Here is a 14,019-nt window from a genome sequence, read left to right as displayed (position 1 = left end):
AACCAAGCCTCCAAACTGATGGACTGCGCCTGCTCGCCGAAATTGCCCAGGGCGGCGTGATCGAAGCGCTCGCCCGCGAAGGCGGATTAGATTCGACCTGGTGGGCCGGGCCAGAGATGAGCGCACGCATGAAGCGCGGTGAAGTGCCCATCAAAGACCATCATCCTTGCAGGTTGAGCCGGGCAACACCGCGCTGAGGACTCCTGCATGCCTTTGAGCCCGCCGGTCAAAGCAATCAGCACACCCTCGGGCTCTTCGGTGGTGGCTCTTCGCCTGTTAAACGTTGAATCCCTTTGCTACTTTGGTGACGATAGGACATTTCCTACAACACTCGTCGACAAAGGGCGGCAATCGTGGCGATCAAAGCGGTATCGAAGGAACGAATTCATGAAGCCTTGCGAGAATTTGACCGTGAGCTGAGGAGCAAGCAAGAGTGGCTGGGCTGGGAAGTAAACTCGGCACACCGTTACTCCATCGACCTAGAGGGGGTTCAGTACCCAGCCAAACAAATTGTATCTCTCGCTACCGGCGTACCCGTTAGTGAGTTCTCAGGTAGTGCGACTAACAGCTACTTAGAGAAAAGAGGCTTCAAGGTTGTTCTACTGCGGGTGGATAGCGAAGTTGCTTTGCAATTCACCCCTGGAGCTGTTTATGACCGTAAGACAGAGATAAATGGCCCGTTCGGTGGCAGCCGGCAAAGCGGTATCTCCGCATCCGCTACACATCCTGCAATTTTCATTTTCACAGGGGACAGCGGCGAGCAATACGGTTATGCCGATGATTGGGAGGACGGTGCTTACCTTTACACAGGGGAAGGCCAGCGCGGTGATATGACACTGACCCGTGGCAATCGAGCGTTAGCGGAACATGCGGAAAACGGCAAAGCAATCTATCTGTTTGAATCGCTAGGTAAAGGCAACGGCAATCGCTACAAAGGCGAGTTTTCTTGTGCCGATATCCTTGAGCGTATCCAGCCAGACGTGGATGGACACGACCGTACGGCGTTCGTATTTCGCTTGGTACCAGTAGAGAATGCCGAGCAATTTATTGGGAAGGATTCGCAGGGTGAGGCTGAGCTTCCGCTCTCACTGGCGGCGGCTAGGGAGGCAGCGCTAGCGGCCTGTAAGCCCGTCACCGACAATTTGGGCCAATCCGCCCCACGTAAAATTTACTTACGTAGCCGAAAGATTGCTCACTATGTATTGATGCGAGCAGATGGCACATGTGAGAGCTGCGAAAAGCCGGCGCCCTTCAAAAAGAAGGATGGCTCACACTATCTAGAGCCGCACCATGTTAATCGGCTTTCTGATGGAGGCTTAGATCATCCACGCTATGTGGGAGCGGTATGTCCGAATTGCCATCGGGAGATTCACTCTGGGGTGCACGGCGCAGCGGTGAACGATCGCTTGAAACAGCGGATATATGCCATTGAAAATTAAGGGCTGATTTGAGCGCCCTGTATGCTAGTGCGGGCGTCAACGAACAGGGAACTGAACGTTAGAGACCTATCGAACAAGCGTTCAGCCCAGGGGCGGATGCCACCAGAACGGCACTAGATTGGATTCTGCATACCTGATTTACAGATTTCAGCCATAAAAAAACCCAGCAATGATTAGTTGCTGGGTTTTTTAGGGATTTTTTGGTCGGGACGGAGTGATTCGAACACTCGACCCCTTGCACCCCATGCGTGCGGGATGTACTGAAAGCCTTTAAATCCAAGGCCTTGAGCGGGCGCTCGCTGCAAATGGTGCCGCACTGGACAGGACCGGTTTTCACCATCCCCCGAAAATCTCCCACGGGCTTCGACCCGCCTTCGGCGTTCTGCCGACCGTTTCCTTCATCTATATTGCCACGCACAGACGGGTGGCTTGCGGGTCAGCGAGGCTAGTGCAGAGCAGGCAAATCCTGCCGTGGGTCTGCCTGCACCCAGAATCTGCTAGTTCACCCTACGCAGGTTTCTTATCAGCACCAATGCTAAGTACTGCTGACAACCAAGCCTTGTTTTCAAGCCATCGGCTTAACACCCAAGATACGAGGAGCGACACGACGACTACTGCGCCACTCACGAGCAGAGACCTGATGCTGTGGCCATAGATGTAGGGCTGTGATACCCCCAAAGCAAAAAGCATTATCGGGAAGTGAGTGACGTAGAGGGTATAAGAGTAACTCGCGTGTCTGTGCAAGTGTTTGGGAAAACGCAACCTCCCACCCAGAAGCAGAGCTAGGAAGCATGCGAACCAGAGCCCAGAAGCCAAGCGGAAAAGGTTAACTTTATCGTAGATAATTTCGTTACCCGACGGGTTAGGATACAAGGCGTATGCAACTGAGGCCGCAGCAACACCGCTCAGCAACAAGAATGCAAGCCTAAACACCCCGCCTTTCATCATCGGATTTTTCTGATGAATAAATGCCAGACCAAATCCCGCAAACCATACTGGGGCCAGCATATAGAACAACATGTTTCCATAGCTTACAAAAGCCACCACCAAAATCAGGAAGGTCGACAATACCTTTCGCCGCGCCCACAAAACAAACGCTGCAGCAGTTATGTAGTACCACGCCTCAATAGACAAGCTCCACAACGGACTATTAGCTGACGGGTTCTCGACTTTGAATCCATTGAGAAACGTTAAGGCGCCCCAAACATCACGAAAAGACACGACAAACTCAGACCTGACAAAATTCACCCCATCAATCTGCAAAAAAGAGTTAGAAGCAGATGGAAAAAAGAAATAAGCTAGCAGGTCAAGCACTACCATTAACACTAAAGCAGCAATCAATGGCGGATAGAGACGAAGCGATCTATCTACAATAAAACGACCAATATCAAAACATCTATTCTTGGAAACATTGTTGCACACAGATTTCCCAATGAGGAATCCGCTCAAAACAAAGAATGCCATCACGGCAAACTGAGACAACAGAACGACCGCAGTAAACCAAACATTCAGCGTTGGCAAAAGCAAGGTTTGATAAGTGTGCCCAAACAACACTGCAAAAGCCGCCAGCGCTCGAATCGAATCTAGCTGCTGTGATTGGTCCAACGTCATTCGCGACATTCTTCACCTATCCATTAAACTCACGTATCACTTCAAATTGGCCACACGTGGAATTTCTACTGGCGGCTGTCATTCATTTTTGTGGCATTAGAAATCAAAAGTTCAGAAGCATGCTTAGCCTCAAGCCTTTCAATCAATCTCCGCCCCAACGCAATACCTGGCTTCTCGATAACGTTGTAGGTCACCCATGACACAACTGCGGTAATTGATAGGACAAACAAGAAAAACAAAACACTATTGACATCCCCCTCACCCATTGCTGTCGGAATTCGTGTGCCGCTCAACAATTTCAGAATCGCGATATGCACGAGGTACATACTAAAACTTAACTTCCCAAGCAGTACCATCAACGGATTCACTAGCAAAGAAATTGGCTTTCTAGCTAAAAATATCGAAAAGATGGCAAAAATGGCCCCTGCAATTACATGGCTTTGGACAAAAGCCTGCTGTGGGTGCCAGAATTCGATTGACAGGACAAAAAATACGGCCAAGGCCACCATCACAGTTTTTGCATCAACCTTCCGTTGCTCGGCCAGATATCGATATGTAATCAGCCCCATCACAAACACCGGAAACTGGGAAATAAAATTATAGAAGGCAAAGACATCAATCAAATATCTCTGAGCAGGTTCATACTGAAAAAACAATCCTGCGATCGGTGCATTTACCTTCTGAAGAAGCAATGAAACCGCCAGAAGCAGAAGCAGATACTTGAGCTTTTCTATGCGAACCAAGAGAGGGAAAATAAGATAAAAGGTCATCTCAACAGCTACTGACCAACCTCCAGGAACAACCGAATTTATAGTTTCGGGATGAAAACCATGCAAAAACAGTGCGGTTACTGGAACAAACCACCAACTGATGCCATTGGGAGCAAAATATGATGCCACCGCACCATTCAAAAAGAGGAACAACACAATAGCCAAGTAGAACATCGGTGCGATTCTGAAAATTCTGCGCAAATAAAAATCACGCACTGGCCTTAGATCATCTTTCCGTCGAGCGCTCCATGACATACAAAGTGTGATAGCGCTAGCAATGTAGAAAAGCTGAACACCTCTTGCCCCCTCGGCCATTATTCGCATCAGCACATCAGATAATGGCTTTACGGACTGGGAGGCGTGAACAAGAACCACTAAGGCTATCGCGACCCCACGAAGGGCATCAATGTAATCATATTTTTTTATATTATTACCGGACATAGATTTTCTCTGATGCGTTGAAGCAAACCGCCATTATCGAGATTTCCTAATGGCGGCGCCAGTCTAATGACAAGCGGTAACCGCGGAAACCAGCTGTCTCTCGTACCCAATCCGCTGTCGCCGCTCGGCCAGCAGCGCCCTCACCTTCAATTCCACGTCATCTCCCTTCTTCAGCCCAGCAGCGGCCCAAGACGGTACTTCAACGTTCAGCGCGCGGCACGGCACCTGCACTGGTACCTCAACGCGTACGTACTGCACCTGTGGCTCGGTGCGGCCGGCGCACCCAGAAATGGTTAGGATAATCGCCACCCCGCTCCTACAGATGAAACCACGGATTACGCGGCTTGCAGCCTGAGAAAGGCCTATTCCGCTCCCGTAGGACCTTGAGTTACCCGCCAATCTCATAGGTCCAGCTCTTTGTCGATGATCGAGGCGGCAGCGGCGCACTGGTAGCCGCCGATGCGCTCCTGCTGCAGACGGTTCGCCGCGGCATAGTCGATATCTGCACTGGCCTTGGCTTCGCCCACTGCCCTTTCGGCCCGGGCCTGGCGAGCGTTAGCCGCCAGGGTCAGGTCGCCCAGGGCCTTTCCCTGCTCCGTCGCCAAACCTGCTAGGTTGTCGCGCGCGGAGGTGCACGCGGCCCTCAAACGACTTGATGAGGCTCAAGCCGCGTTGCGATGTACGCATTTGGTTTTCTCCAGGCACAAAAAAACCCGCGCTGGGCGGGCATTGGGGAGGATCTGCAGCAGTTGCTGCTCTGTGATTGGCATTCGTCTCTCCAGAAGGTCGCCCCTAGCCTGGCCACCAGCGAGCAGTGGACCGACAAGCAGTCGGGCCAGAAGGTTGAGCGTACCGAGTGGCACCGTGTATCGCTGTTCGGCAAGGTTGCCGAGATCGCCGGAGAGTACCTGCGCAAAGGCTCGCAATGCTACATCGAAGGCAAGTTGCAGACCCGTGAGTGGGAAAAGGACGGCATCAAACGCTACACCACCGAAGTCGTCGTCGACATCTACGGCACCATGCAGCTGTTCGGCGGCCGGCCTGATAGTCAGGGTGGAGGCCAGCAGCAGCAGCAACAGCAGCGACAGCCTCAGCAGCAACGCCAACAACAGCGCCAGCAGCCTCAGCGCCAGCAGTACCAACAGCAGCGCCAGGCGCCTCAGCAGCAAAACCAGCAAGGCACGAACGGCCCCGACTACGAAAGCTTCGACGACGACATTCCGTTCGCGCCCATGCATTACCTCGCCGGGGCTTAGCCATGAAGCGCAGGCAGAGGGTCTACCCCGTCGCGTACTACCTCGGCCGCATCTGCCGCGACAACGACAAGTCACGCGAAGCCCAGCCCTATGCCTTGATGACGGTCAACTGCGGTTGGTGGCTTGCTGGCGGGCATGACTCTGATATGGAACTCACCCATGAAACTCAAACGAATGGCCCTGCAGCGCCACCAGCAGCGGGCACACTTTCACTTGCCGCCTAGCGGATGGAAGGAAGTGGTGTATGGCGATGACGCCGCGGGAGCGGAACGACAAATCCGCCAAGAAGAAAAAGGCTGCTGGAGAAAAGGAGCTTCGGCACAAGGTTCGCCCAGGCATCCAAGAGGCCCTGAATCGGACCATGGCCCGAGCTCAAGTGTCGGTCACCAGCGAACTGCTACAGATCGCCATCATGAAGATGGACTTGAAAACCCTAGCCATAACGCCGTCAAGGCACAGACCAACAGTGTCCAGCCCAGAGCTTGCCCCCAGGCTGCCAGGGTCAAGCCGGCGCCGATCACCAGGTAATACAACAAGCCAAACAGGGCGCCTGCCGTGCCGAGGCGGTCGCGATAAGCAACCAGCGCCGCTCCGAGCACATTGGGAATCGCCATGCCGAAAGCCATCACCACCAACAACATCGGCAGGACGAACAGCCAGTGGTCCTGCAGCACTATCACCAGAACGCTGCCCAACAACGCCACGGCACCAGCAGCTAGGACCAGTTTCTCACTATTCAATCCGCGCTTGAGCAGCCCTTTGTTCAGCCATGCCCCCATACCAGACCCCAGCGCCAGCAACACACCACTGTAGCCGAACTGTTCGGCGGACAAACCCAGTCGCTCGAAGATGAACGGTCCCAGGCTGTAATAACTGAACAGCGCAATGTTGAATACCGCCACCAACCCGACCGAGCGCCACAATGCGCAGTCCTTGAGCATCAGGCCCAAAGTGCCAAACAAGGGCGCAGTCGGCAGCGAAGCTGGACGGGTTTCAGGCAAGGCCCAGAGGCACCAAGCCCACAACGCCAACGCTAGCAACAGCAGGCAGGTGAGCATGCCGCGATAGCCGAAGTAGTGAACCAGGCTTGCCCCGGTGTACAAGCCAATCGCAGGACTGGCCGCTAGGGCAATGCCCATTACCGAAAACACCTGGGCCAGTTCGGCGCCGCTGAAGCGATCACGCAGAACCGTTTGCGTCACCACCGACCCCACTGCCGCACCAAAAGCTGCCAATGCCTGAGCCATCAGCAACCCGCCAAAAGTGCTGACGCTCAATGCCAGGCAGGAAGCCCCACCGTATAGGGCCAGCCCCAACAGCATTATCGGACGCCATCCGCAGCGGTCGCAAAGCCGCCCCCACACCACCACGCCCAAGGCGAATGCGAGGAAGTATACTGAAAGAACTTGCCCAGCCGCCTGAGGGCTCACGGCAAACTCCTGGCCGATATCCGAGAGTGCAGGGCTGTAGAGTGTTTGGGCGATTTGCGGAAACATCAGCAACGCCACCGCCAGCACCAGTAGATTTTTCAGATTCATTGAAAGGGACTTCTTGGGAAACAGAGAGGTATTTTAAAGAGCGGCCAACGGCGTATGATCCAAACTTCGACAACTTATCGCTGAAATCGGACAATCTATGGCCTGGCTCGCTGCCGATGCGGATTTCGACCCCGACACGTTCAAGAGCCCGGTCATCGGTATCGGCGCCCTGCTTGGCAATCATGATTCAGGGATTCACCAACACCAACGCGGCCAGTTACTGTTTACCCAACAGGGCTGCACACGTATCAGCCTGGCCCACCAGTTGTGCCTGTTACCTCCGACTCGGGCGGCGTGGATCCCTAGCGGTGTGCCACACCGTGCGGTGATGCAACAGTCCGTCGACTACCGTTCGGTGTATGTGTGTCCGATATTGGCCGAGCAGTTGCCGGCCCAGGTACGGGTGATCGAAGTCAGTGGGTTGCTCCGGGCAGTGTTGGAAGCAATGGCCATGGCCCCTTTCGACACCGATTGGGATCAGGGTAAATATGCGCATTTACTGGAGCTGTGCCTCAGCGAGATCAACGAGGCCCACGAACAACCGACACTTCTGCCACTGCCCCGAGACAAGCGCTTGGCGCCATTACTCAAGAACCTTGAACAGCTGCCACCCGAGTTGCAAGTACTGCAACAGCAGGTGGGCGCCAGCGGCAAGACCATCGGCCGCATTTTCCTGCGGGAAACCGGCATGGGTTACCAGCAATGGCGCCAGCAGTGGCGGCTGATGCGCGCCATTGAGTTGCTCGCCACCGGGCGCAGCATCGCCTGCTGCGCCTTTGAGCTGGGTTTCGCCAGCGACAGCGTGTTGATCGCCTTCTTCAAGACCATGACCGGCACCACGCCACGGGGTTATTTCAAGTAACGGCCGACACCTTTATTGGGCATCTTGCGAAAGCCTAGCGCCAGGCGGTTCAAGCAGTAGATCGTGGCAATCGCCACACTCCTCCTGCTGAGCCGGACTAGCCCAAATCCTTAGCGTGCGATTTTTCCCGAATTCTGCGGGTTCCCCTGCTCGACGCCGTCCGTAACAATCCCGAGTGAAAGAAAGCGTTTTTTTATTCGGAGAGTGTCGCGCCGTCCTTTGCTCCACAGGCAACCTGTATTTAACCAGCCACAAAGAGCTGGGAATCGGAGTAAAGCGTAATGACTGACGATCTTATTTTCATCAAGGCCGCTGGCTGCCTGACCCTCGCGTTTGTGGTGTTTATGGCCTCGCGTCGCCGTAAGAAGCCGTCTCCTGACTGGCCGCCCGGTGACTACTAAAATCGCCCTGGGTGAACCTGACGATTGCGCATAACCGGGCTTTGTAAAATCGAGACCCACAAACAAGAACCCGCCTTGGCGGGTTTTTTGTGCTTGCTCCCAGTAGTCCAATCGCCTCGATCAGTCAGGCCGAGTCCAAATCTCAAAATGCATGCCTTCACCGAAGGCGCATTACGTTCTTTAGGGTGCGTCATTTGTAGAAAAGCCAGCGCGCACAACCGCCCCAAATAACTTTGTCTTTAACCAATGCAAGCGCTCCATAGCTGTCCGGTGATTATGCTGGACTGATGTGTGCGTCGCGAGGTATCCCCATGCCCACAGCAATTGACCTATTCGCCGGTCTTGGCGGATGGAGCACCGGCGTGCGCGCCGCTGGCGTCCAGGTTCTCTGGGCGGCAAACCACTGGCCGGTGGACGCTGAGTGGGAGAGCCCATCTGGTGTTTGTTCGACTTCATGGTCCGCTGGGCCTGAGCCCCCGGCACTGCCCGCCCCGCCAGCGACCAATAAGCAGCTTTGATCTGGTAGCGCATACTCAAAATTATAAGAGTGCTGCCCATCTGTGATCGTGATGACCATGCTACCAGTCAACCCCGAAAGCGCGTCAGTTCCGGAATCAGGTACCACGGTGATGGACTGAGCGGGTGTTCCACGATTCATAGACGAACTGTGTTGAAGTACGAAGCTCCCGCTGCGACCGTGCAAGGTTCCACGCACAACCTCCATGGCAACGTAGCCGGCCGAGCCTTGAACTCTGCTGCGGAAAGACAACATCTCACCTTGGCTGGTGGCTTCTAGATCACCCTGAAACTGCTTGTCCAAAGACAATCGACCCAGGCCAGATTGCTCAGCGACGCTGCTCAAAGGTTCCGGATTGAGCGTGATGTCGAACGGCCCTATGGCGGTGTAATGCATTTCAAATTCCTTTTGACCCGGCTCGATGCCGGCCAACCGTAATACCCCATCACAAACCAAATTGCCACCATCCCGCCCGCCGGCCACGGAGAGCCAAGCATGCCTATCCGCAACGCAGTAGTTCACTTCATCGACAAGAAGCCAGACGGTAGCCCAGCGGGCTTGCACATGGCCAGCGCCAGCTTGCCGGATAGCGGCGCCATCGAGAACCTGGTGAACGACGGCTACAACGCGGAGACCGGTAAAGCCTGGGGCTTTACACGGCAAATCCGGCGCCTACCCAGGTAATCGCATCAAGTGATCCGAGATAGTTACTTGGCAGTGCGCTCCTCCGCCTGCCGGCCACTGTAGACGCAGAACGCTGAGTTGTAGCTATTGAAGGCAACGGCGTGACTGAAGTCGCAGAAGTACGCCGGATTTTTGGTGCCAATGATATCGCCCGCTTTGCACTGACCGGGCATTGACTCTACGAGAGTGTCTCCGTTGCTTCCGAGACAGGCTTTCCCACTAGTGGAATCATTGCATCCAGCTAGGGCAAGTGAGACCAGGGCCAAACAGAGAATACGGTACTTCATTCGAGACTCCTTTCAATAAGCTGCAGATGGTACCAAGTTACCGGCAACCGACGCGACCCAACTAAATCCAGACGCAAACCACCATGCCGCATCCGGCCACGGAGGGCGGCGCATGCATGGAGAAAGCCATGAGCGATAAGCAGACGCCGATGGGCCGTATGGACCACGGAAAGACAGCGTGCGGACGCATCGTCATGAGCCGCTGGGATCAGCCTGAGCGGTCGGATAACGAGGCTGACCGCCAGAGATTCATCAGGGATGTGTATCGAAGCGGATTCATCCACTCCACGCAGATTCGATATGAAGGCGACCAGATGCCTGACTGGGTTGGCCAAAGCCATTGCCAGGACCTCAACTGCAGGTGCCAGGAATTCCTGAATCGAGCCTGACCCTCCAGCGCTGCCCGCCAGCGCCTCAAGAGCCTTCGCTTTTCACCTGGCAGATCCCATTGGCTCGATTCTTCCCGGTATAGGAAACGCTCGGAGAACCGTCCGGGTTGATCGACAGCGAGATAGTCACACCGCTGCCCTTGGCTTCGAAGTAGTTCTCGTTGAACTTCTTCAACTGGCCTTCCTTGCCATTGATGTAAATCGGTCCGCCCTTATCGGCGTGCACCTCGATGTTTCCTGGGCATGTGGCGTTCACCAGCGGAATACCTGCCTGGGCCGCGCCCGACGCTGCCAGCAAAGCACCAATCATTAGTCGCTTCATCTCACGCTCCTTGAGTGGATTAATCGAGAGGGAAGCAATAGCCCAACTCGGCGTTACCCGCCAGCGCCCTCCCCTATTCAACGATAACGCCTCCCTGGCGAGGCATCCGAATACCAGTCGCCTGGCGGAAGTCGCAGAGGCGGCGCCCTACGAAATTCACCCCCCAAACCACAAAGGAATGACCATGAATAACTTTGGAAACATCACCGCGCACGGCACGCTTTATCTCTATCCAGAGCGACCGCCGCAAGACCTCTTCTGGATCGACCAACTGGGCCACACCAACTACTGGTGCTCAGTCCAAGGTGGCACATCGGGAACCTCTAAGACCCCACGCACAGAGAGCCGCCAGACACTTCCTGACTCCCCTGTATCGTTCAACTGGATTCGCGGCAGCGCCAAGCACTCTATGGCAGGCCGGGTACGGGTCGAGAGCGCTCCATCTAGCGGTAAGGTTATCGTCGGTCAAATCCACGGACTGAATGCCCCGAACCCATTCCTGATGGTGATTTGGTGGAACGGCTTTGTTCGGATCGATGCCCGCGATAAACCAAGTAGCACAACCCGGACGCTGTTGAAGAAGGCAATCCCACTGGGCCAGCCCTTTGAATACAGCGTCCAGGTTGATAGCACCGGCGAGTTGAGTGTTCAGCTCGACACACTGTTCGGCAATGCAACAGTGAACACGGCATGGGACAAATTCCCGTTCTACTTCAAGGCTGGTTCCTACGTGATCGACAACGAAGGCCCGGTAACCGAAGGCGGCTGGGTAGTGTACGAGTCTTTCGACGTGTTCAACGGCGCGTTGCAACCCTAAAATCCAATCAGCCCCGAGCTGACTGACCAGATCCTGGAAGAGTCCAAGTCAGGCTTCCCTTACTGACTCTTCCAACTGGCCTAATCAAAAAATCCACCATGCCGCATCCGGCCACGGAGGGCGGCGCCTGCATGGAGAAAGCCATGAGCAACTACAACTGCGACTACGTTCGCCGACACTACGACGTACCGGCTGAGATTGGGCGGCGCGTGATCGCCAACGGGGAGCCGGGCGTAATCATCGCCGACCGTGGCCACTATATCGGCGTCATCCTCGACAGCGACCCGAAGAAGCGCATCCGCAACTACCACCCAACTTGGGAGATGCGGTACAGCGAAATGGCCGAAACGCTGCCGCTGAAGCGCTACCAGGTGCTCGTCGCCGGCTGGGGCTGGTGGGACATCACCAATCGAACAATTGTCGATGTGTTCGCCAGCACACCTTCGCAAGCCAAGTACAAGGCTTACGAGCGGTGCGAGTACCACGACATCGAATGCATGTTCGGCTTCAAAGTTCGCCGGGCCTGACCCTACGGCGCTGCCCGCCAGCGCCTTCCCCTATGCCAGCTTTACTGCCACTTGAAGGGAAACCGCAGCAGCTGCAGCCAATGCGGCGGCGCTATTCCACCGAGCTTGAGCGCTCAGCGTCTTGATGAGATCCGCGTCATTCACGACGATGCCTTTCCAGTACTCACCATCCGGCTTCCCTTTCAGCTCATCGGGTGGATCAACCTTCACAAGCGCGGCGACCACCCAGCACAACGCTGAGACCGCCCCAGCTGCAATCGACCCGTAATCCGCGAGCATCACCCAGTTCATAGCGATCTCCTTTATCGAGACGCCAGCAATACCCCACTTCAACGAATCACGCCACCCCCGCTCAGTGGATCTCTGCCGTGGAGATGACCTGTGCGACTGTCCAGGTGATTATGGGGAGCTCGTCTTTTTTCGCATGGAGCTGAATCCATTGTCGCGCGGTGGCTAGATCGAACCTGCGGTTGCTATCCAGCATCTTCTGCTGAGCTTCAAGGGTTATCACATAGGCGCCACAGCCCTTGCACGATACTCCTAAGCCTTTGATACCGACCTCTATCTCCTCTGCATCGTCTCGTTCACAGATCTCGCAGACGCAAGTTTCCATACCGAATCCCTCAGACATATCGAATAACTCTAGTCGATAGAAGGCATCCACATGCCCACAGAAAACCGATCCAGCAACACAGAGATGGTCAGCGACAGCGAAATGACGGAGTGCCAGTTCCACAATAACTGCGGCGGCTGGTGTGAGACACGCCGAGAGCTGGAGCACAACCTGTGCGAGCACTGCCTTGAGTCGCACGACGAAGAAATGTCCGAGCCAGCGACACCATATGGCTGGCACGTTGAGTGGGCTGACTCAGGCGATCACTACCTGTTCACAAAGGTCGAGAAGCGTATTGAATCCCTGCGCCTTGATTCAGACGTCAAGGTCGTCCAGCTCTACACCCACGCCGATACTGGCGAGGTTGAGCGACTGAGCAAGGCGCTCACGCTGCTGCTGACCACCGGCGCCAGCGCGCAGGACAACGTCATCGACATCGAGCACGACAGCCAGCGCGGCGTCACCTGCTACATCCTCAACGGCGCGGGGATCAGCTGCATCCCCGACAGCCAGCTGCAGGCCGGCAACCAGCGCCAGCTCTCCCCGCACGAAACCCAACCCGAACCTACACCCGCTCTGGCGCCTGGGCGCTGGATTGATGAGAGGTATCAGCTGTGAGTCGAGCAGTCACTGAGCAAGATTTCCGCCGGCCCGAGTTCCGCGAGGCCAAGGTCGAAGACTATGAGTTTCGCGCAGATGGCGCCCTGGTTCGCAAATACCGCTGGGAGCAAGGCATACACCGGATTCACAACATCGTTGGACGGATCGGTCGAGAGTTCGAGATCCACGATGTGGTTGCCTCCGTCGAAAAGCTGAAGGGCCAATGGCTCGACGCCGATCCTGACGATGATCCGATAGCTGAGCGAATTGACGTCCGGCTGTCGTGCGGCAGCGTGCTGGCAGGCTGCGTACGCACCGGCACCTTCGCCTATCAATGGCCGTTCGGTCAGTTCAACTTCACCAGCAAGGACTTCGGCGGGGACGTGATCGAGTATCAGCCGCTGCCTGAGCCGGAGCAGAATCTGGAGGCCCAATCATGATCATGCCCCTGATGTACATGGCCTACCTGATCTACAAAGGACCTCGCCCATGAACCTGATCGACTGCTACGTCACGAAGATCCTCGGCGAGCCGTACCGCAAGTTCGGCCACTGGTGGGTATCGGTGGAATACACGGCCGAGGGCTGGCCGGGCACCAAAGAAATCATGTTCCGCACCGAGGAAGCTGCCCGGGCGGCGAAGGTCGGGCACCACTTTTTGGCCTGAACGGCACGGAGATCCATATGGCAAACGCCACTGCCGCATTACAGCCTGGCCTGCTGCCCAGAATCCTACGGGTTGGCGAAGCACCCGGCTACCTCGGGATGTGCAAGGAAGAATTCAAAAACATGGTCAGACCCTATGTTCGCGAATTCCCTATCGGGAAACAGGGCGTTGGGTTCGATCGTTTGGAGCTGGACGCCTGGATGGATGCATACATCGAGGCCATGGCCGTTGGAAAGGCGAGCAATCAGGACAACAATCGGCCCCGCAGCGAGCGCCGAG

The 14,019-nt window shown here is 55.6% G+C and carries 14 protein-coding genes and 5 pseudogenes; 12 read left to right on the top strand and 7 right to left on the bottom strand.

The genetic code is table 11. The annotated features are described in order from the left end of the window. Positions 1 to 23: 23 nt before the first annotated feature. Together ACSSU5_RS20980 and ACSSU5_RS20975 are read left to right on the top strand one after the other, a co-directional pair. A pseudogene (locus ACSSU5_RS20980) lies at positions 24 to 182 on the top strand (AAA family ATPase); the annotation flags it as partial. 171 nt (positions 183 to 353) lie between these two features. After that, on the top strand, positions 354 to 1,439 hold the full coding sequence (locus ACSSU5_RS20975; RefSeq protein WP_492559715.1) for an SRA domain-containing endonuclease: 1,086 nt from the start codon (positions 354 to 356) through the stop codon (positions 1,437 to 1,439). 507 nt (positions 1,440 to 1,946) lie between these two features. On the opposite strand, the gene ACSSU5_RS20970 is transcribed toward ACSSU5_RS20975, so the two are convergent. The 3 genes and pseudogenes from ACSSU5_RS20970 to ACSSU5_RS20960 form a co-directional block, all read right to left on the bottom strand. Further along, on the bottom strand, positions 1,947 to 3,050 hold the full coding sequence (locus tag ACSSU5_RS20970) for an acyltransferase family protein (protein ID WP_492559714.1): 1,104 nt from the start codon (positions 3,048 to 3,050) through the stop codon (positions 1,947 to 1,949). A gap of 65 nt (positions 3,051 to 3,115) precedes the next feature. After that, positions 3,116 to 4,261 carry an acyltransferase family protein gene (locus ACSSU5_RS20965; RefSeq protein ID WP_492559713.1) on the bottom strand — a complete coding sequence of 382 codons (1,146 nt, stop codon included), beginning with the start codon at positions 4,259 to 4,261 and terminating at the stop codon, positions 3,116 to 3,118. Positions 4,262 to 4,662: 401 nt separating this feature from the next. Further along, positions 4,663 to 4,899: pseudogene (locus tag ACSSU5_RS20960) on the bottom strand (hypothetical protein); the annotation flags it as partial. Positions 4,900 to 4,938: 39 nt separating this feature from the next. Between ACSSU5_RS20960 and ssb the strand changes: the two are divergent. Next, on the top strand, positions 4,939 to 5,517 hold the full coding sequence (ssb, locus tag ACSSU5_RS20955; RefSeq protein WP_492559712.1) for a single-stranded DNA-binding protein: 579 nt from the start codon (positions 4,939 to 4,941) through the stop codon (positions 5,515 to 5,517). 410 nt (positions 5,518 to 5,927) lie between these two features. Here ssb and ACSSU5_RS20950 read toward each other — a convergent pair whose 3' ends face one another. Then, positions 5,928 to 7,055 carry an MFS transporter gene (locus ACSSU5_RS20950; RefSeq protein ID WP_492559711.1) on the bottom strand — a complete coding sequence of 376 codons (1,128 nt, stop codon included), beginning with the start codon at positions 7,053 to 7,055 and terminating at the stop codon, positions 5,928 to 5,930. 97 nt (positions 7,056 to 7,152) lie between these two features. On the opposite strand from ACSSU5_RS20950, the gene ACSSU5_RS20945 reads away from it, so the two are divergent. Together ACSSU5_RS20945 and ACSSU5_RS20940 are read left to right on the top strand one after the other, a co-directional pair. Continuing rightward, positions 7,153 to 7,917: an AraC family transcriptional regulator gene (locus ACSSU5_RS20945; protein ID WP_492559710.1), complete on the top strand. Its 765-nt coding sequence runs from the start codon at positions 7,153 to 7,155 to the stop codon at positions 7,915 to 7,917. A gap of 712 nt (positions 7,918 to 8,629) precedes the next feature. Next, positions 8,630 to 8,749, top strand: a pseudogene (locus ACSSU5_RS20940) (DNA cytosine methyltransferase); the annotation flags it as partial. A 158-nt stretch (positions 8,750 to 8,907) separates the two neighbouring features. On the opposite strand, the pseudogene ACSSU5_RS20935 reads toward ACSSU5_RS20940, so the two are convergent. Further along, positions 8,908 to 9,231 (bottom strand): annotated as a pseudogene (locus ACSSU5_RS20935) (DUF3224 domain-containing protein); the annotation flags it as partial. 99 nt (positions 9,232 to 9,330) lie between these two features. Between ACSSU5_RS20935 and ACSSU5_RS20930 the strand changes: the two are divergent. Both ACSSU5_RS20930 and ACSSU5_RS20925 read left to right on the top strand, forming a co-directional pair. Then, positions 9,331 to 9,514: pseudogene (locus tag ACSSU5_RS20930) on the top strand (nucleoid-associated protein YejK); the annotation flags it as partial. Between the two features lie 420 nt (positions 9,515 to 9,934). Then, positions 9,935 to 10,195, top strand: coding sequence for a hypothetical protein (locus ACSSU5_RS20925; RefSeq protein ID WP_492559709.1), 261 nt, complete (start codon positions 9,935 to 9,937; stop codon positions 10,193 to 10,195). 25 nt (positions 10,196 to 10,220) lie between these two features. Here ACSSU5_RS20925 and ACSSU5_RS20920 read toward each other — a convergent pair whose 3' ends face one another. Next, positions 10,221 to 10,517: a hypothetical protein gene (locus tag ACSSU5_RS20920; protein ID WP_492559708.1), complete on the bottom strand. Its 297-nt coding sequence runs from the start codon at positions 10,515 to 10,517 to the stop codon at positions 10,221 to 10,223. A 184-nt stretch (positions 10,518 to 10,701) separates the two neighbouring features. Here ACSSU5_RS20920 and ACSSU5_RS20915 point away from each other — a divergent pair, with 184 nt between their 5' ends. Both ACSSU5_RS20915 and ACSSU5_RS20910 read left to right on the top strand, forming a co-directional pair. Continuing rightward, positions 10,702 to 11,334 carry a polysaccharide lyase family 7 protein gene (locus ACSSU5_RS20915; protein ID WP_492559707.1) on the top strand — a complete coding sequence of 211 codons (633 nt, stop codon included), beginning with the start codon at positions 10,702 to 10,704 and terminating at the stop codon, positions 11,332 to 11,334. Positions 11,335 to 11,477: 143 nt separating this feature from the next. Continuing rightward, positions 11,478 to 11,861: a hypothetical protein gene (locus ACSSU5_RS20910; RefSeq protein ID WP_492559706.1), complete on the top strand. Its 384-nt coding sequence runs from the start codon at positions 11,478 to 11,480 to the stop codon at positions 11,859 to 11,861. Positions 11,862 to 11,891: 30 nt separating this feature from the next. Here ACSSU5_RS20910 and ACSSU5_RS20905 read toward each other — a convergent pair whose 3' ends face one another. Further along, on the bottom strand, positions 11,892 to 12,152 hold the full coding sequence (locus ACSSU5_RS20905; protein ID WP_492559705.1) for a hypothetical protein: 261 nt from the start codon (positions 12,150 to 12,152) through the stop codon (positions 11,892 to 11,894). 694 nt (positions 12,153 to 12,846) lie between these two features. Between ACSSU5_RS20905 and ACSSU5_RS20900 the strand changes: the two genes are divergently transcribed. From ACSSU5_RS20900 to ACSSU5_RS20890, 3 genes are read left to right on the top strand one after another with little or no spacing between them, the layout of a single operon-like run. Beyond that, positions 12,847 to 13,092 carry a hypothetical protein gene (locus tag ACSSU5_RS20900; RefSeq protein ID WP_492561347.1) on the top strand — a complete coding sequence of 82 codons (246 nt, stop codon included), beginning with the start codon at positions 12,847 to 12,849 and terminating at the stop codon, positions 13,090 to 13,092. Further along, on the top strand, positions 13,089 to 13,514 hold the full coding sequence (locus ACSSU5_RS20895; protein WP_492559704.1) for a hypothetical protein: 426 nt from the start codon (positions 13,089 to 13,091) through the stop codon (positions 13,512 to 13,514). Before ACSSU5_RS20900 ends, ACSSU5_RS20895 begins: the two co-directional genes overlap by 4 nt. Before the next feature lie 49 nt (positions 13,515 to 13,563). After that, positions 13,564 to 13,740 carry a hypothetical protein gene (locus ACSSU5_RS20890; protein ID WP_492559703.1) on the top strand — a complete coding sequence of 59 codons (177 nt, stop codon included), beginning with the start codon at positions 13,564 to 13,566 and terminating at the stop codon, positions 13,738 to 13,740. The last annotated feature ends 279 nt before the right edge of the window (positions 13,741 to 14,019 follow it).

This window comes from Pseudomonas sp. E1MeOHC2 (assembly GCF_058745025.1).
The sequence above is the reverse complement of the archived record's forward strand: the minus strand, read 5'-3'. Positions and strand labels throughout refer to the sequence as shown.